Annotated in this window: 15 protein-coding genes; 9 read left to right on the plus strand and 6 right to left on the minus strand. The window is 67.5% G+C overall.

Going from position 1 to position 16,179, the window contains the following annotated elements:
- The first annotated feature begins 309 nt into the window (after positions 1-309).
- Positions 310-1,620 (plus strand): fatty acid desaturase family protein, encoded by a 1,311-nt coding sequence (locus tag ACFWF1_RS13580; RefSeq protein WP_379284900.1) that lies wholly within the window; start codon positions 310-312, stop codon positions 1,618-1,620.
- 3 nt (positions 1,621-1,623) lie between these two features.
- Here ACFWF1_RS13580 and glpK (ACFWF1_RS13585) read toward each other — a convergent pair whose 3' ends face one another.
- Both glpK (ACFWF1_RS13585) and ACFWF1_RS13590 read right to left on the minus strand, forming a co-directional pair.
- On the minus strand, positions 1,624-3,156 hold the full coding sequence (glpK, locus tag ACFWF1_RS13585; RefSeq protein ID WP_379284899.1) for a glycerol kinase GlpK: 1,533 nt from the start codon (positions 3,154-3,156) through the stop codon (positions 1,624-1,626).
- Between the two features lie 30 nt (positions 3,157-3,186).
- The gene (locus ACFWF1_RS13590) at positions 3,187-3,951 is read right to left on the minus strand and encodes an IclR family transcriptional regulator (protein WP_379284898.1); all 765 of its coding nucleotides are present in this window, start codon (positions 3,949-3,951) and stop codon (positions 3,187-3,189) included.
- Positions 3,952-4,201: 250 nt separating this feature from the next.
- Here ACFWF1_RS13590 and ACFWF1_RS13595 point away from each other — a divergent pair, with 250 nt between their 5' ends.
- Genes ACFWF1_RS13595 through glpD form a run of 3 tightly spaced genes read left to right on the plus strand, consistent with a single transcriptional unit; the run spans position 4,202 to position 8,302 of the window.
- Positions 4,202-5,020: an MIP/aquaporin family protein gene (locus tag ACFWF1_RS13595; RefSeq protein WP_379284897.1), complete on the plus strand. Its 819-nt coding sequence runs from the start codon at positions 4,202-4,204 to the stop codon at positions 5,018-5,020.
- A gap of 43 nt (positions 5,021-5,063) precedes the next feature.
- Positions 5,064-6,584 carry a glycerol kinase GlpK gene (gene glpK / locus ACFWF1_RS13600; protein ID WP_379284896.1) on the plus strand — a complete coding sequence of 507 codons (1,521 nt, stop codon included), beginning with the start codon at positions 5,064-5,066 and terminating at the stop codon, positions 6,582-6,584.
- A gap of 38 nt (positions 6,585-6,622) precedes the next feature.
- Positions 6,623-8,302, plus strand: a complete 1,680-nt coding sequence (gene glpD, locus ACFWF1_RS13605; protein WP_379284895.1) for a glycerol-3-phosphate dehydrogenase — start codon at positions 6,623-6,625, stop codon at positions 8,300-8,302.
- A 29-nt stretch (positions 8,303-8,331) separates the two neighbouring features.
- Here the strand turns inward: glpD and ACFWF1_RS13610 are convergent, their stop codons facing one another.
- Positions 8,332-9,048: a tRNA-dependent cyclodipeptide synthase gene (locus ACFWF1_RS13610; protein WP_379284894.1), complete on the minus strand. Its 717-nt coding sequence runs from the start codon at positions 9,046-9,048 to the stop codon at positions 8,332-8,334.
- A gap of 101 nt (positions 9,049-9,149) precedes the next feature.
- Here ACFWF1_RS13610 and ACFWF1_RS13615 point away from each other — a divergent pair, with 101 nt between their 5' ends.
- Positions 9,150-9,800 carry a class I SAM-dependent methyltransferase gene (locus ACFWF1_RS13615; protein ID WP_379284893.1) on the plus strand — a complete coding sequence of 217 codons (651 nt, stop codon included), beginning with the start codon at positions 9,150-9,152 and terminating at the stop codon, positions 9,798-9,800.
- Here ACFWF1_RS13615 and ACFWF1_RS13620 read toward each other — a convergent pair.
- Positions 9,797-10,549: a GNAT family N-acetyltransferase gene (locus ACFWF1_RS13620; RefSeq protein WP_379284892.1), complete on the minus strand. Its 753-nt coding sequence runs from the start codon at positions 10,547-10,549 to the stop codon at positions 9,797-9,799. The two genes, ACFWF1_RS13615 and ACFWF1_RS13620, sit on opposite strands and share 4 nt — an antisense overlap.
- Before the next feature lie 139 nt (positions 10,550-10,688).
- Here ACFWF1_RS13620 and ACFWF1_RS13625 point away from each other — a divergent pair, with 139 nt between their 5' ends.
- Positions 10,689-11,390, plus strand: coding sequence for a M24 family metallopeptidase (locus tag ACFWF1_RS13625; RefSeq protein WP_379285194.1), 702 nt, complete (start codon positions 10,689-10,691; stop codon positions 11,388-11,390).
- 4 nt (positions 11,391-11,394) lie between these two features.
- Here ACFWF1_RS13625 and ACFWF1_RS13630 read toward each other — a convergent pair whose 3' ends face one another.
- Positions 11,395-11,835, minus strand: a complete 441-nt coding sequence (locus ACFWF1_RS13630; protein ID WP_379284891.1) for an SRPBCC family protein — start codon at positions 11,833-11,835, stop codon at positions 11,395-11,397.
- Positions 11,836-12,053: 218 nt separating this feature from the next.
- Here ACFWF1_RS13630 and ACFWF1_RS13635 point away from each other — a divergent pair, with 218 nt between their 5' ends.
- Entirely contained in the window at positions 12,054-13,661 is a 1,608-nt protein-coding gene (locus ACFWF1_RS13635) for an FMN-binding glutamate synthase family protein (protein WP_379284890.1), read from the plus strand.
- 1 nt (position 13,662) lies between these two features.
- Here the strand turns inward: ACFWF1_RS13635 and ACFWF1_RS13640 are convergent, their stop codons facing one another.
- Positions 13,663-14,214: a nuclear transport factor 2 family protein gene (locus ACFWF1_RS13640; RefSeq protein ID WP_379284889.1), complete on the minus strand. Its 552-nt coding sequence runs from the start codon at positions 14,212-14,214 to the stop codon at positions 13,663-13,665.
- A gap of 494 nt (positions 14,215-14,708) precedes the next feature.
- On the opposite strand from ACFWF1_RS13640, the gene ACFWF1_RS13645 reads away from it, so the two are divergent.
- Positions 14,709-15,923, plus strand: a complete 1,215-nt coding sequence (locus tag ACFWF1_RS13645) for an Ig-like domain-containing protein (RefSeq protein ID WP_379284888.1) — start codon at positions 14,709-14,711, stop codon at positions 15,921-15,923.
- A gap of 62 nt (positions 15,924-15,985) precedes the next feature.
- A partial coding sequence (locus ACFWF1_RS13650; RefSeq protein ID WP_379322179.1) for a hypothetical protein occupies positions 15,986-16,179 on the plus strand: 194 nt, incomplete at its 3' end.

Raw genomic sequence — 16,179 nt, forward strand, 5'->3', positions numbered from 1 at the left:
CCGCGAATAGCCAATCCCCCCTATTCAACCCCGTCCGCCCGTGGAACCGCGCATGATCCCGGTCCACTGGGATGTTGTCGTGTCCCGGCTCGGGTATCCGGTGCCGCCATGTCCCGTTGTACTGGCGTCCCCCTGCTGTTGCCGCTGCGGTGTCCGAGGCGCTGGTACCGTCGAGGCAAGAATCATTGCCGGCCATTTCTTCGGCCGGCCATCGAGCTCGGTTCAGCCGGGCAACGCCGATCACGACACGCGTCGGCGGCCCGACTCGGGCTTCTGCGCCTGCGCAACCGATCCATCCGAAGAGGACCAATGGCCATCACCGATATTGCCGTGTACACGCACCTGAGCAAGGAAGACATCGAGGCCCTCGGCACCGAACTCGACGCGATCCATCGTGACGTCAGCGACTCGCTCGGCGGCCGCGACGCCGCCTACATCCGGCGCACCATTCGCTTCCAGCGGGCCCTCGACATCGCGGCCCGGCTGCTGATCGCGGTGAATCGGAACAAGGCGACCTGGCTGCTCGGCACCGCGGCGCTGGCCGCGGCCAAGTGCATCGAGAACATGGAGATCGGGCACAACGTCTCGCACGGCCAGTGGGATTGGATGAACGACCCGGAGATCCACTCCAGCACCTGGGAGTGGGACATGGTCGGGCTGTCTTCCCAGTGGCGGTACTCGCACAACTTCCGCCACCACGTCTACACCAATGTCATCGACATGGACGACGACATCGGCTTCGGCGTGATGCGGGTGACCAGGGATCAGGAGTGGAACCCCAGCCATCTGCTGCAGCCGCTGCAGAACCTGCTGCTCGCCACCACCTTCGAGTGGGGCATCGGCCTGCACGGCCTGTACGCGGACCGCGACCGTTTCGAGACGAAGTCCGAGAAGGCCGCCGTGACAATGGCTTTCCTGAAGAAGATCTCGCGCCAGGCGCTCAAGGACTACGTGCTGTTCCCCGCGCTGAGCGGCAAGCGCTGGCGCCGCGCCTTGACCGCGAACCTCACCGCCAACGTCGTGCGCAATGCCTGGACGTACGTGGTCATCTTCTGCGGCCACTTCCCCGACGGTGCGGAGAAGTTCACGCCCGCCGCGCTCGAGGACGAGACGAAATCCGAGTGGTACCTGCGGCAGATGCTCGGCACCGCGAACTTCGACGCCGGGCCGACCCTCGCCTTCGCCAGCGGAAACCTGTGTTACCAGATCGAACACCACTTGTTCCCGGACCTGCCGAGCAATCGCTATGCCGAGATCGCGGTGCGGGTTCGCGCGCTGTGCGACAAGTACGACCTGCCCTACACCAGCGGGCCGCTGTTGCGGCAGTACCTGCTCACCATGCGGACCATCCACAAGCTGGCGGTGCCCGACCGCTTCCTGATCGCCACCTCCGACGACGCGCCGGAGACCGCGTCGGAGCGCAAGTTCCAGACCAGCGCCGCTCAGGCCGTCGCCGAACTCTCCGACGCGACAACGGGTTTGCGCACCGCGCTGCACAACGGGCGCTTGCGGCTCGAGCTGGAAGCGGGACTCAAGGGTGGCCGGTTGCGCCGGTCCGCGCAGCGGTTGCGTTCGAATATCGCGGGCTCACTACGCAGGCCGGTCGCCGTCGCCGGCTAGCCGTCAGCGCACTTCGGCCTCGTCCCGTCGTCGCTTGGAGCGCAACCAGCCGAACGTCAATTGCACTGCGCGCTGCCAGTTCTCGTATTCGTCCGCGCGAAGCACCGGGTCCATCTGCGGTATCCACTGCGCGGCCAGGCGCCAGTTGTTGCGCAAGCCCTCCAGGTCCGGCCAGTAGCCGACGGCGAGTCCGGCGGCGTAAGCCGCACCGAGCGAGACGGTTTCGGCGTTGAACGGGCGCATGACCGGGACGTCGAGCACGTCGGAGACGATCTGCATGAGCAGGTTGTCGGAGGTCATGCCGCCGTCCACGCGCAGCGCGCGGGCCTGTAACCCGGAGTCGGCGTTCATGGCGTCGACCACCTCGCGGGTCTGCCACGCGGTGGCCTCCAGGACCGCGCGGGCGATGTGGCCCTTGGTGATATAGGACGTCAGACCGGCGATCAGGCCGCGCGCGTCACTGCGCCAATGCGGCGCGTACAGCCCGGAGAACGCGGGCACGATGTAGCAGCCGCCGTTGTCCTGCACTGTGCGAGCGAGGGTTTCGATCTCGGGCGCGCTGGCGACCAAGCCGATGTTGTCGCGCACCCACTGCACCAGCGAGCCGGTCACCGCGATCGGCCCCTCCAGCGCGTACACCGGTTTCTCGTCGCCGATCTGATAGCCGATGGTGGTGAGCAGGCCGTGCGAAGACTGCACCAGCTCGCGGCCGGTGTTCATCATGAGGAAGCCGCCGGTGCCGTAGGTGCACTTGGTTTCCCCACGCGCGAAACAGGTTTGGCCGAACAGCGCGGCATGCTGATCGCCCAGCGCGGCCGCGATCGGGATACCGGGCACGACGCGACGGGTCGTGCCGTAGGACGCGGTCGAGGGCTGGATGCGCGGCAGCATCGCGGCGGGGATGCCGAAGAAGTCGAGCAGCTCCGGGTCCCAGGCCAGGGTGGCGATGTTCATCAGCAGTGTGCGGCTGGCATTGGTGACGTCGGTGAGGTGCAGGCCGCCGTCGACCCCGCCGGTCAGATTCCAGATCAGCCAGGTTTCCATGGTGCCGAACAGCACCTCGCCGCGTTCGGCCCGATCACGCAGTCCCGCAATATTGTCGAGCAGCCAGCGCAGCCGCGGCGCGGCGAAGTAGGTGGCCAGCGGCAACCCGCTCAGCTCCCGAATACGGTGCGCGCCAGGCCTTTCCTCGTACTCGCGGACCAGCTCCTCGGTGCGCGTGTCCTGCCAGACGATGGCCCGCCGGATCGGCGCGCCGGTCCGGCGATCCCAGACCACGGTGGTCTCCCGCTGATTCGCAATGCCAAGGGCCGCAACCTGATCGGCGGTGATGCCGGAGTCGCGCAGCGCCTGCGGCACGATCCGGTCGACATTGCGCCAGATCTCCATCGCGTCCTGCTCGAGCCAGCCCGGTCGCGGATAGTGCTGCTTGTGCTCGCGTTGCGCGACGCCGACCAGGCGCGCGCGCTGATCGAACAGAATGCACCTGGTCGAGGTGGTGCCCTGATCGATCGCCAGCACGAAACGTTGCGTCATCCGCATCCTCTCCTGCCTTCAGTCAGTGGGTCAGTGTCCGGCGCCCAGATCTCGCGAGACCGCATGGGCGGCGTCACGCACGTGCCCGACCAGGGCGGGTCGATGTCGTAATTGCGCATCACAGAGCCGGTCGACCGGCCCGCTGATGCCGATGGCGCCCACCACGAGCCCGCCGTGCGCGCGGATCGGCGCGGCGATGCCCGCCTCCCCCGGCCGGTATTCCTCGGTGTCGCCCGCCCAGCCCACCTGCCGGACCGCGGCGAGGGACCGGGTGAGCACTGTGCGGTCGACGATGGTGCGCCTGGTGAGCGAGGGCAACGTGGCGCCGCGCAGGGTGGCCATGAGGTCGGCGTCGTAGGCCAGCAGCACCTTGCCGAGTGCGGTCGCGTGCGGCGGCAGCAACTCCCCGAGCTCGAGTGCCTGTTCGGTGTTGTCGGGGCGGAACACGTGGTGCACCACCACGACGATGCCGTCGACCGGAGCGCCGATGCGGACGGATTCGCCTGTGCGCGCGGCCAACGCGTCGGCCCAGTTGATGGCCCGGGAGCGCAGCTCGTTGCCATCGAGATAGCTGGTGCCGAGGTGAACCAGGGCCGCGCCGAGCTGGTACTTGCCGGTCGCCGGATCCTGCTCGACGAAGCCGACACCCTGCAGGGTGCGCAGGATGCCGTGCGCGGTCGGTTTGGCGAGACCGAGCGCGCCCGCGATTTCGCCGACGCCGAGTCGGCCTGCGCCGCGAGCCAGCAGCCGCAGGATGGCCGCCGCTCGCTCGATCGACTGGATCGGACCGGGCATGCCCCGAAACTAGCCGCCGGATTCGACAATGTCGAACATGCGGTGAACAAAGAGCAACACCCCCGGGGTCCAGTGTGACGTGCGTCATGCCCGCTTGCTCGGCCGCCCGACAGTAGCGGCAGCAGCTCGGGGCGGCCAGGCCCACCGTTCAGCATTGTCGAACGCACGCTATGTCCGGGTTCGCGTCGCCGTCGTAACGTCGGATTCCGCAGGGTCGCGTCCGCGACCGCGGGCGAACGGAGACTCAACGATGAACTTCGGCTCGATCTTCCTGAGTGAAGCACTCGGCACAGGGATGCTGGTCTTACTCGGTGTCGGCGTAGTCGCGAATGTATTGCTGACCAAATCCAAGGGCTTCGACGGCGGCTGGCTGTTGATCAACTTCGGGTGGGGTCTCGGCGTCCTCGCGGGCGTGTACGTCGCATATAAGACGGGTGGGCATCTGAATCCCGCGTACACGATCGGCGTGCTTGCCAGCGGTGCGGACGAGTACACGCCCGGCGTTTCGATCACCGTCGCGACCACCCTCGCCTACATTCTCGGCCAGCTGGCCGGCGCGTTCGTTGGTGCGAACCTCGCCTATGTCGCCTACAAGCGGCACTTCGACGAGGAAACCGACGAGGCGAAGAAGCTCGGCGTGTTCGCCACCGGTCCCGCGATCCGCGGCCTGCCGTGGAACTTCGCCACCGAGGTGGTCGCCACCTTCGCTCTGGTCATCGTGCTGCTGGCCATGGGCCACACCGCGACCGGGCTCGGCCCGCTGGCCGCTGCGCTGCTGGTCGTCGGTATCGGTGCTTCGCTCGGCGGGCCGACCGGCTACGCCATCAACCCCGCCCGCGATCTCGGGCCTCGGCTGGCGCACGCGCTGCTGCCGGTGAACAAGGGTGCGGCGGTTCGAGTAGCTGAGCCCGCGACCGTTGGTGGCGGCTCGGCCGCGCCGCTGGCCGATCCGGGCCCCACCGATCTGCCGGGTCGCAAGAACTCCGACTGGGGTTATGCCTGGGTGCCGATCGCCGGCCCGCTGCTGGGCGGCGTCCTCGCCGGGCTGGCCGCACAGGTCCTTTTCTGAATCACCTTCTCTCTCACTAATTTTCTTTCTTGAAAGGACCACGATGAGCCAGTACGTCGGCGCCATCGACCAGGGCACCACCAGCACACGCTTCATGGTGTTCGATCACAGCGGCAACGAGGTCGCCCGCCACCAGCTCGAGCACCAGCAGATCCTGCCGCAGCCGGGCTGGGTGGAGCACGATCCGACCGAGATCTGGGAGCGCACCCGCGCGGTCATCCAGAGCACGCTCACCAAGGCCGATCTGCAGGCGAGCGACCTCGCCGCGGTCGGCGTCACCAACCAGCGCGAGACCACGGTGGTGTGGAACCGCAACACCGGGCGCCCGTACTGCAATGCCATCGTCTGGCAGGACACCCGCACCGACCGCATCGCCGCCGAGCTGGAGCGCGCCGGGCACGGCGACACCATCCGGCACAAGGCCGGATTGCCCCCGGCCACTTACTTTTCCGGCGGCAAGCTGCGCTGGATCCTGGACAACGTCGCCGGTGTCGCGGAAGCGGCCGAGCGCGGCGAGGCCATCTTCGGCAACACCGACAGCTGGCTGCTGTGGAACCTGACCGGCGGGGTGGACGGTGGCGTGCACGTCACCGATCCGACCAACGCCAGCCGCACCATGCTGATGAACCTGGAGACCCTGGACTGGGACGACGAACTGTTGTCCATCTTCGGCATCCCGCGCTCGATGCTGCCGGTCATCGCGCCGTCGTCGAATCCGGAGCTGTTCGGAAAGACCAGGGCCGATGGGCCGTTCGGCGGCGAGGTGCCGCTGTCCGGTGTGCTCGGCGATCAGCAGGCGGCCACGGTCGGCCAGGTGTGTTTCCGGCCCGGCGAGGCGAAGAACACCTACGGCACCGGAAACTTCTTGCTGCTCAACACCGGTGAGGACATCGTGCGCTCGCAGCACGGGCTGCTCACCACGGTCGCCTATCAGTTCGGCGACCAGAAGCCGGTGTACGCGCTGGAAGGCTCGATCGCGGTGACCGGCTCGGCGGTGCAGTGGCTGCGCGATCAGCTGGGCATCATTTCCGGTGCGTCGCAAAGCGAATCGCTGGCCAGGCAGGTCGAGGACAACGGAGGCGTGTACTTCGTGCCCGCGTTCTCCGGCCTGTTCGCGCCCTACTGGCGTTCGGACGCGCGCGGCGCGATCGTCGGGCTGTCCCGGTTCAGCACCAACGCCCATCTGGCGCGGGCGACGCTGGAATCCATTTGCTACCAGACCCGCGACGTCGTCGAGGCGATGCAGGCCGACTCCGGCGTGCAGCTCGACGTGCTGCGGGTGGACGGCGGTGTCACCGCCAACGAGCTGTGCATGCAGATCCAGGCCGACTTCCTCGGCGTGCCGGTGTCGAAGCCGGTGGTCGCGGAGACCACCGCGCTCGGCGCCGCGTATGCGGCCGGTCTGGCCGTCGGATTCTGGAGCAGCACAGACGAACTCGTCCAGAACTGGCACGAAGACAAGCGCTGGTACCCCACCTGGTCCGAGGAGCAACGCGAACGCGGCTACGCCCGCTGGCAGAAGGCCGTCTCGCGCACCCTCGACTGGATAGACGTAGACGACTGAGTCGCCGACGCGAATATCACTGGAACAAGGAGAGATTCATGTCAGCACGATTAGACCCCAACTACCGCGCGGAGGCGATCGACGCCCTGGGCGACGACGAGATCGATGTGCTGGTGATCGGCGGCGGCGTGGTCGGCGCCGGCGCCGCACTGGATGCCGCCGCGCGCGGACTGAGCGTCACCCTGGTGGAAGCCAGGGACTTCGCGGCGGGCACGTCCAGCCGCTCCAGCAAGCTCATCCACGGCGGGCTGCGTTACCTCGAACAGCTCGACTTCTGGCTGGTGCGTGAGGCTTTGAAGGAACGCGGCCTGCTGCTGAACAAGCTGGCGCCGCACCTGGTGCGCCCGGTGTCGTTCCTGTTGCCGCTGCAGCATCGGGTGTGGGAGCGCGCGTACATCGGTGCGGGCGTTGCCCTGTACGACACGATCGGTGGCGCCCGGGCCCTGCCCATGCACCGGCACCTGACCCGTACGCGCGCACTGGAATTGGCGCCCGCGCTGCGCGCAGACTCGATGACCGGTGCCATCCGCTACTTCGACGCACAGGTCGATGACGCGCGGCACACCATGACGATCGCACGTACCGCCGCGCAGCACGGCGCGACCGTGCTGACCCGCACCAAGGTCACCGGCCTGCTGCGGGACGGCGAGCGGGTCGTCGGCGCGCACGTCACCGATCTGGAGACCGGCTGCGAATACACCGTGCGCGCCCGCCGGGTGATCAGCGCGACCGGCGTGTGGACCGACGAGATGAACCGGCTGACCGGCGTCGAATTCCCGTTCCACGTGCGCACGTCCAAGGGCGTGCACATCCTGGTGCCGCGCGAGCGGCTCGACCTGGACACCGGGCTGATCATGCGCACCGAGAAGAGCGTGCTGTTCGTGATCCCGTGGCACCAGCACTGGATCATCGGCACCACCGACACCGATTGGTCGCTGGACAAGGATCATCCGGCCGCCAGCAACGCCGACGTGCAGTACATCCTCGATCACGTCAACGCGGTGCTGCGCGACCCGCTGACCCGCGACGACATCGTCGGCACCTACGCCGGGCTGCGTCCGCTGGTGTCCGGCGCGTCCAGCGACACTGCGAAGCTGTCGCGCGAACACGCGGTGGCCGAACCGGTTCCGGGTCTGTTCGTGATCGCGGGCGGCAAGTACACCACCTACCGGGTGATGGCGGCCGACGTGGTGGACGCCGCGGTGGCCGGCCTCGGTCGGGCCGTCGCGCCGTCGGTGACCGACAAGCTGCCGCTGCTCGGTGCGGTCGGCTACCAGGAGATGGCCGCCGATCTGGACAGCCTCGCGCAGCGCTCCGGGCTGCCGAAGGCCACCGTCGAGCACCTGCTCGGCCGCTACGGTTCCGCCGTGCACGACCTGTTCGAGCTGATCGCGGAGGATCCGGCACTGGGCCAGCCGCTGGCGGGCGCCGAGGAGTACCTCGCCGCCGAGGTCGTCTACGCCGTAACCCATGAGGGCGCACTGCATCTCGACGACGTGCTCACCCGCCGCACCCGCATCTCCATCGAGGCGTCGGACCGCGGCCTGATCGCCGCACCCGAGGTGGCGTTCCTGATCGGCGCCCGGCTCGGCTGGGATGCCGACACCGCCGAGCGCGAGCTCAGCCGCTACCGGGACCGCGTCGAGGCCGAACTGGCCGCCAACCGGGCCGCCGACGACGAGGCCGCGAACGCCGCCCGCCTGGTCGCCGTCGCCTGACCCGCGCGCCGCTCGGCGAGCTCGATCCCTCAGGCCTGCGGTTTGGGCCGGCCTTCGAGCTCGCCGGGCCCGCGGACGGTCAAATATCCTTGCCGCGCAACCGGTTGCATCGGCAGTTCGCGGTGGAAGAGCGCGTCGATGAACGGGATGTTCCGGTGATAGGCGTACAGCGAGGATTCGCTGCCGACGATGCCCGCGGTATCGATGAGCAGCGGTATGTCGGCCAGAAAGTATTGGGCCGCAAGGCGACACTGGTCCGCGGTCGGCTCGGCGCCGTCAGGTAGCCGGTGCCGCAGGACATTTCGGGTGGTCTCCAGGCAGCGGTCCCGGAATTCCTGGTGCGTGGCGAACAGGTCCTGCGCTTCTCGGTGCAATTCGGCGAAGACCGGATTCTCCGCGAGATAGGTCCAGTCGATCACCCGCGACTCCAGCCCGGACAGCCCCGCCGACCCCAGCGCATCCCGGATCCGATTGCGCATCTTCAGCCCGTTCTCGTGGGCCCGCTTGCGCGCCTTGTCCTCCGGCAACCCGAGCGCCCGCAGCGTGAACACGCACGGCACATCGGGCAGATGGAACTGGACGTAGGCGAACTCCGCGGCCGCCCACCTCGTCAGTTCCGCGATCCGCGCCCGCTTGAAATAGCTGTTGAACGGGCTGATACCCAAGAAGACGTGCTCTCTCCGCGCGAGGAGCTCGGCACAGTTGGGCGTCAGCGGCAACGCAGTGAGCTCGACCGCCGTCCGCATCAGAGCATGCTGTCAAACCCGGCGACGATCCCGGTCCGACACGCCGCCCGCGCTGCCCAACCCATTGACCTCAACCACAGTTCAGGGTGAACCATCCGGGTATGACGAGATCCGCCGATTTCTGGAATTCCGCCTATGACAACGACATCGCACCGTGGGTTATCGGTGAACCCCAGCCCGCGATCGTCGCGCTGGAACGCGACGGTTGGATTCGCGGTCGAGTGCTCGATCCCGGTTCCGGCGCGGGCGAACACACGATCCTGCTGACCGGGCTCGGTTATGACGTGCTCGGTATCGACCTGTCCTCCAGCGCCGTCGAGTTCGCTCGCGGAAACGCTGCCGCGCAAGGGGTTCCGGGCGCGCGGTTCGAGGTGGCCGATGCCATCGCGTTCGGCGCCGCCGCGGCCGCGCCGACCTTCGACACGATCGTGGACAGCGCGCTGTTCCACGTCTTCGGCACCGAGCCCGAGCCACGCGCCGCCTACGTGCGCAGCCTGCACACACTCTGCAAGCCGGGCGGGGTGGTCAATATCCTCGCGCTGTCCGATGCCGGGCCCGGTTTCGGTCCGCAGATCAGTGACTCGGTGATCCGCGAATCATTTGTCGACGGTTGGGAATTGGAGGATCTCCAGTCCACCCACTATCGCGGCCGAGTCACCGCGTCCGCGCTCGAGCAGAAGCCGGATCTCGGCCTGCCCGAAGGCAGCACCATCGATGTCCCGGCATGGCTTGCCCGGATCCGCCGCGGCTAAATGTCCATACCGCCGTGACCATCGGGGGTCGACTCGTCGGTCTCGAGCTCGGCCCCTGTCGGATGCTCATCGGCGTTCGTCGATTTGGCGTGCTCCTCCGCGAAATCGGGTTCCTGCTGCTGTATTTCGGCCGTCGTCCGGTCCTTCTCTGGTCCGCTCATGCCCACCGGATACCCGTCCGCGATGCGAGCATGCAGATGCATGTCATGCCAGCCGTCGGCGTGCAGGCCCGCGCTCCGCATGGTCCCTTCCAGGGCATAGCCGAGCTTGGCGGCGACCCGGCACGACTGCCGGTTCGCCACCGAGTGGCTCAGCTGGAGGCGATGGAAGCCGACCTCGAAAGCCCAGGTCGTCAGGGTGGCGACCGCGCGCGGCGTGACGCCCTGCCCGCGTGCGGCGGGCGCGGTCCAGTAGGCGACCTCGGCCTGGCCGCCGGCGAGCTGCAAGTCCTTCAGCGCGGCTCGGGCGACCAGTCGCCCGCTCGCCATAGCGATGACCGCCCAATGAGCGCCGATGCCCGCGCGCCACGTCCCCGTCCACCGTTCGATCCAGTCGCACACCTCGTCGACCGAGTCCGCGCTGCGGACATGCCAGCGCTGGATCGAGGGATCGGCGAACACCTCGAAGACCTCGGGTGCGTCATCGACCGTCCATGGCCGGAGCAGCAACCCATCGCCGGTCGCGAGCACCGGTTGCGCTGACTGCGTGAACATTTCGGCGGCGACCAAGTCGTCCATCAACACGGGCATGGCGTCGATTCTTCCCGTTCGCGGCGCGCTCGACGCGAGAAACGTGCCCACCGCCGGGCGGGCCCGCAGGGTTGTCGCGTGTGGCGAATCGCGTACGGACCAGGTGGTCTTAATGATCTAGGGTCGAATCATGGAGACGCTGGATGTGGTCGAGGCCGAGCGGGTTTCCGCGCTGTTGGCGGCGGAGGCCAATGCCGTGGCATTGTTCGATGAGGTGGTCGCTCGCGGAATCATCGCGCCGGGCATACGCGAATCGGTAGTGAGCGACGCGGTGCGCGATCTGGCCGGTGAGATGTTCGGCACGCGGCGGTTCTGGCACAAGCGGATCGTGCGGTCCGGCATCAATACGCTCGAGCCGTACAGCGCGAACCCGCCGGACCGGATCATCGGCGCGGACGACATCTGCTTCCTCGACTTCGGGCCGATCTTCGCCGAATGGGAGGCCGACTTCGGCCGCACCTATGTGCTCGGCGACGATCCGGCCAAGCTGGCCCTGCGGGACGCGCTGGAGCCGTTCTGGGAGCGGGGCCGGGCGCACTTCGAGGCGCATCCCGATATCACCGGCGACCAGCTCTACACCTGGGTCGTCGAGCAGGCGGCCGAACAAGGCTGGGCGGTCACCGCGGAGATCGCCGGGCATCTGGTCGGCGAGTTCCCGCACAAGCAGATCTCCGGCACCGAGGTCGCCACGTATGTCGCGGCGGGCTCGACCCCGCCGATGCGGCGCCTCGATCCCAAAGGCCGGATCTGCCATTGGATTCTGGAGATCCACCTGGTGGACCGCGCGAACAACATCGGCGGCTTCTTCGAGCAGCTCCTGGATATCCGGCCCGCGGTGTAGTCGGTCAGCGCTCGGCGGCGGTGGCGATGTCGTCGAGGTCGCGGCGGAGCATGCGACGGGTGGGGCCTTCGAACAGTTTGCCGATGAAGGCGGCCATGCGGCCGACCTTGCCGTGTGGCCGCCCTTCGAAACCCATGGCCAGCAGGGTGTTCGAACCCTGTGCCGTGAGGGTGAAGAGGGAACGGTAGTGGGTGCCGTGCGAATCGGCTTCGATCGTGTAGGACTGGCCGGGCACGATGGCCGTCACGGTCATCGTCTCGGTGGATTCCTTGCCGAACGCGACCCGGGTTTCCTTCCAGGAGGTGCCGACCTCGAAGCCGGTGCCGCCGTCGAGGCGTTCCAGCCGGGAGATACCCCTGATCACCTCGGCGGTGTGATCGAGATCGGTGATCACTGCCCAGACCCGCTCCGGTGGCACGGCGATCTCGCGGGTAACCGTGATCATCGACAAAATGTGCCTCCTCCAACCGCCGACACTCGGCCGCTTTCGGCCGAACTACGGCAATTTCTATCAGCCCGCAGTCGGATACGCGAGCACGCCCACCCGGTTCGACCGCCGCCGCGACAATCCGACCTGGTCTTGGTCGCGCATTCGGACGGTGTCGCTCAGTAGGATCGGTCGAGGGTGCTGCCCGAAGCCGCGTTCGATCCGAAGGATGGCCGATGCTGCGTTTCTTCCTGTTCGGCGCGCTGGTGCCCGCCGTGCTGATCGTCGGCTTCGCCGCCGTCATCGGCGGCTGGGCCTGGACGGTGGTGCTCGTCCTGCTCGGGGCGCTGCTGCTGCTCGGCAGTTACGACCTGCTGCAGCGCAAACACTCGCTGCTGCGGAACTATCCGCTGCTCGGCCATCTGCGGTATCTGCTCGAAGAGATCCGGCCCGAGATCCAGCAGTATTTCGTGGAGCGCAACTTCGACGGACGTCCCTACGATCGCGAGGTCCGATCGACGATCTACGAGCGCGCCAAGGGAATTCACGGCGAGCAGTCGTTCGGCACCGAGCGCGACCTGAGCGCGATCGGCAGCGAGTACCTGGTGCACTCGATCGCGCCAGTGCCCGAACCGGCGGAACCGCCCCGGGTCCTGGTGGGCGGGCCGGATTGCACCAAGCCGTACGCGATGTCGCTGATGAACGTCTCGGCGATGAGCTTCGGTGCGCTGTCGGCCAACGCCATTCGCGCGTTGAATCGCGGTGCGGCCCTTGGCGGTTTCGCGCACGACACCGGCGAGGGCGGCCTCACCTCCTACCACCTCGACGGCGGCGGCGACCTGATCTGGGAACTGGGGTCGGGTTACTTCGGCGCGCGCACCGCGGCAGGCGATTTCGACCCGGCCCAGTTCGCCGACAAGGCCGCCGACGACCGGATCAAGGCCATCTCGTTGAAGCTCAGTCAAGGTGCGAAGCCGGGCATCGGCGGCGTGCTGCCCGCCGCGAAGGTGACCGCGGAGATCGCGGGCTTCCGCGGCGTGCCCGCGCACGTGAAATGCGTGAGCCCGCCGATGCATTCGGCCTTCTCGACGCCGCGCGAGATGATCGAGTTCATCGCGCGCCTGCGCGAGCTCGCCGGCGGGAAGCCGGTGGGCTTCAAGCTCTGCGTCGGATCCCGAATCGACGTGATCGCGTTCTGTAAAGCGATGGTGGCCGAAGGCATCACCCCGGATTTCATCACCGTCGACGGCGCCGAGGGCGGAACCGCCGCCGCGCCACTGGAATACGAGGACCACGTCGGCCTGCCGCTCACCGACGGGCTGATGACCGTGCACAACGCGCTGGTCGGCACCGGACTGCGCGACCGGATCAAGCTGGGCGCCAGCGGAAAGGTCGCCACCGCAAGCGATATCGTCATCCGCCTCATCCAGGGCGCCGACTACACCAACTCGGCGCGGGCCATGATGATGGCGGTCGGCTGCATCCAGGCCATGATGTGCCACACCAACAAATGCCCGGTCGGCGTGGCCACCCAGGACCCCAAGCGCGCCCGCGCACTCGTCGTGGCGGACAAGAGCATTCGCGTCCAGCGCTACCACGAGGCGGTCGTCGCGCAGGCCGTCGGCCTGATGGCCACCCTCGGCGTCCAGCACCCGGCCGACCTCACCCCGCACATGCTCCGGAAACGGGTGTCCACCACCACCGTTCGCTCCTACGCCGAACTGTACGAATGGCTCACCCCCGGCGAGTTGCTCGCCGACACCCCCGCGGCCTGGCGCGACGACTGGAATTACGCCTCGGCCGATTCGTTCCGGATCAACGCGCCGCATCCCGCCGCGCGGTGAATCAGGCGACGGCCTCGCCCTGGTCGCTCGCGAGGCCGCGATGCGCGCCTGGCCCATACCCGGGCACATTGATGCCCGGCACGTCCGCGCCCAGCGCGATGATCTGGTTGAGCGTGTTGTGATGCTGCTGCACTTCGGCGATCTGGCCCTCATGGAAGCGGATTTCACTGAGAAACGTTGCATGGTAAGGGCGTTGGCTCTCCAACGCGGTGAAGTCGCCCTCGATGCTGGCGAACCAGGAGTGCGGCGCGGCGAACGGGCGCACGGCGATGCGGCACAGGCTGCCGGGCTGCCACAGTTCGGCGCTCCACCAGAGCATGCTCTCGCCCAGCTCTTCGCGGCCCTCGATGGTGTCGGGCAGGCCGGGTAGCTGCCACGGCGCGTGGAATCGCACGTCGGCGGTGACCAGGTCCAGGATCTGCTCGTGGTCCTGCAGGAAGAGCAGCTCGTAGAAGCGTTCGATCGCGGCGCGTTCGACGGCCGCGTCCGGCAGCCCGGCGGCGCCGTTGCTCCGGGTGCCGAGACGTCTCCGGTCCTGCGGAGCGGTTGTCATGCTGATCATCACAAGCCTTCCCATCGTGCCGGTCGATCACTCGAAGATGAGTCAGCAAATCATGAGCAAACATCGGTCGTCAATGAGTATCCGGCGAATCGGCTGTGGCGCTCACCACTGGTCGACACCGGTTCGGGTGATCCGCCGGGCCGCGCCACGTTTGCCGTTCCGTGACGGCGGTCATAGCCTTGAGTTGTTCGCATGGAGGTCGAGCCGCGGCACCGAAGCCGGGGTTCGGCGAACACCGCGGGGGGCGAAGCAGTACAGCTACACCTGATCGGGGCTATTCGATGTCGACGATTCTCTACGTCCTTCTCCAGCCGTTCCTCGGCGAACAGGCTGCCCAGCAGTTGGCCACCGACTTCATGTTCGGCCCGAACAACTGACGACGATCCCGCGCGGGCAAAGCAGCGCCGTCGGGCCGCTAAACTGCTGAGCGGGACAGTAAGTCGAGGGTGCGCAGCGGGAAGCGCACGGCGAACACAGGAGAAATCATGTCGAGTCGCCGCTTCCGATCCAGTGTTGCCGGGATAGTCATCCTGGTCACCGCATTGGTGGTTGCCGGTTGTTCAACGTCGGAGTCGAAGACGCCGGGAGCGGCCGACCCCGCGCCGCCCGCTATCGCCATCACCCCGGCGTCGGGTGCGAAAGATGTCGATCCGAAGACTCCGGTTCAGGTGACCGCGGGTGACGGCGTGCTGACCTCGGTCACCATGACCAACGAGAAGGGCAAGCCCATCGAGGGCATCTTCACGCCGGACAAGACGGCGTGGAAACCCACCGAACCGGTCGGCTACGGCCACTCCTACACGATCACCGCCGAGGGGCTCACCATCACCGGCCGCAGCGGGCCGCTCACCTCGACGTTCTCGACGCTCACGCCGAACAACCAGACCAAGGTCTACTTCGAGACCACCGGCGGCGGGCTGCTCGACGGCGGTACCTTCGGCGTCGGCGCGGTGATCGCCGCGCACTTCGACGAGGACGTGCCGGATCGGGCGCTCGCCGAGAAGCGGCTGCAGGTCACCACGACCCCGCCGCTGGAGGGCTCCTGGTATTGGCTCGACAATCAGCACGTGCACTGGCGGCCGAAGGAGTACTACCCGTCCGGCACGAAGGTGACGGTCGCAGCCAACATCTACGCGGTCGACCTCGGCGGCGGCCTGTACGGCCAAGAGGACACCAAGGCCTCCTTCACCATCGGCGCCTCGCACGTCTCCATCGCCGACGACAACACCAAGCACGTCCAGGTGTTCGAGGACGGCAAGATGATCCGCTCCATGCCCACCTCGATGGGCATGGGCGGCAGTGAGAACGTCGGCGGCAAGACGATCACCTTCTGGACCCAGCCCGGCGTCTACACGGTGATGAGCAAGGCCAACCCGGTGGTCATGGACTCGTCCACCTTCGGGCTGCCGGTCAACTCCCGGCTCGGCTACAAGGAATCCATCAACTGGGCGACCCGGATCAGCACCGACGGCATCTACCTGCACGAGCTGGCGTCCACGGTGTGGGCGCAGGGCAATACCGACACCTCGCACGGCTGCCTGAACCTCAGCCCGGACAACGCGCGATGGTTCTACGACTTCGCGGTCCCCGGCGATGTGGTGGAGGTGCGCAATACCGGCGGCGCGCCGCTCGACGTCTGGCAGAACGGCGACTGGGGCCTGTCGTGGGATCAGTGGCAGGCGGGCAGCGCGCTGAAGTAGTAAGGCCAGCACCTGCCGACTGGCTCCCGACAAGCCGGGGGTGCGGCTCGTAGCGTCAGGGTGTGGACGAGAACCTTGCCGCCGACCTTGCCGAATTGCCCGCACTGCTGGATGCGGTGCGCCAATCGGCGACGGACCTGTTGACCGGTATCGAGACGCGGCCGGTTTGGGGGGGGCCCCAACAAGATTGGCCCCGCGCAAAAACACTTAAAACCAACGACGCAGGCGGGGGCACCACGCCTGATAGCACACCGAG

This window comes from Nocardia sp. NPDC060255, from assembly GCF_042727395.1.
Lineage (GTDB): Bacteria > Actinomycetota > Actinomycetes > Mycobacteriales > Mycobacteriaceae > Nocardia.

Bases quoted from the DNA above. Each gene is read 5' to 3' on its own strand.
- ACFWF1_RS13580 (WP_379284900.1), top strand. From the start codon at position 310: ATGGCCATCACCGATATTGCCGTGTACACGCACCTGAGCAAGGAAGAC.
- ACFWF1_RS13635 (WP_379284890.1), top strand. From the start codon at position 12,054: ATGCTGCGTTTCTTCCTGTTCGGCGCGCTGGTGCCCGCCGTGCTGATC.
- ACFWF1_RS13590 (WP_379284898.1), bottom strand. From the start codon at position 3,951: ATGCCCGGTCCGATCCAGTCGATCGAGCGAGCGGCGGCCATCCTGCGG.
- ACFWF1_RS13610 (WP_379284894.1), bottom strand. From the start codon at position 9,048: ATGCGGACGGCGGTCGAGCTCACTGCGTTGCCGCTGACGCCCAACTGT.
- glpK (WP_379284896.1), top strand. From the start codon at position 5,064: ATGAGCCAGTACGTCGGCGCCATCGACCAGGGCACCACCAGCACACGC.
- glpK (WP_379284899.1), bottom strand. From the start codon at position 3,156: ATGACGCAACGTTTCGTGCTGGCGATCGATCAGGGCACCACCTCGACC.
- ACFWF1_RS13645 (WP_379284888.1), top strand. From the start codon at position 14,709: ATGTCGAGTCGCCGCTTCCGATCCAGTGTTGCCGGGATAGTCATCCTG.
- ACFWF1_RS13620 (WP_379284892.1), bottom strand. From the start codon at position 10,549: ATGCCCGTGTTGATGGACGACTTGGTCGCCGCCGAAATGTTCACGCAG.
- ACFWF1_RS13595 (WP_379284897.1), top strand. From the start codon at position 4,202: ATGAACTTCGGCTCGATCTTCCTGAGTGAAGCACTCGGCACAGGGATG.
- glpD (WP_379284895.1), top strand. From the start codon at position 6,623: ATGTCAGCACGATTAGACCCCAACTACCGCGCGGAGGCGATCGACGCC.
- ACFWF1_RS13630 (WP_379284891.1), bottom strand. From the start codon at position 11,835: ATGATCACGGTTACCCGCGAGATCGCCGTGCCACCGGAGCGGGTCTGG.
- ACFWF1_RS13615 (WP_379284893.1), top strand. From the start codon at position 9,150: ATGACGAGATCCGCCGATTTCTGGAATTCCGCCTATGACAACGACATC.
- ACFWF1_RS13640 (WP_379284889.1), bottom strand. From the start codon at position 14,214: ATGACAACCGCTCCGCAGGACCGGAGACGTCTCGGCACCCGGAGCAAC.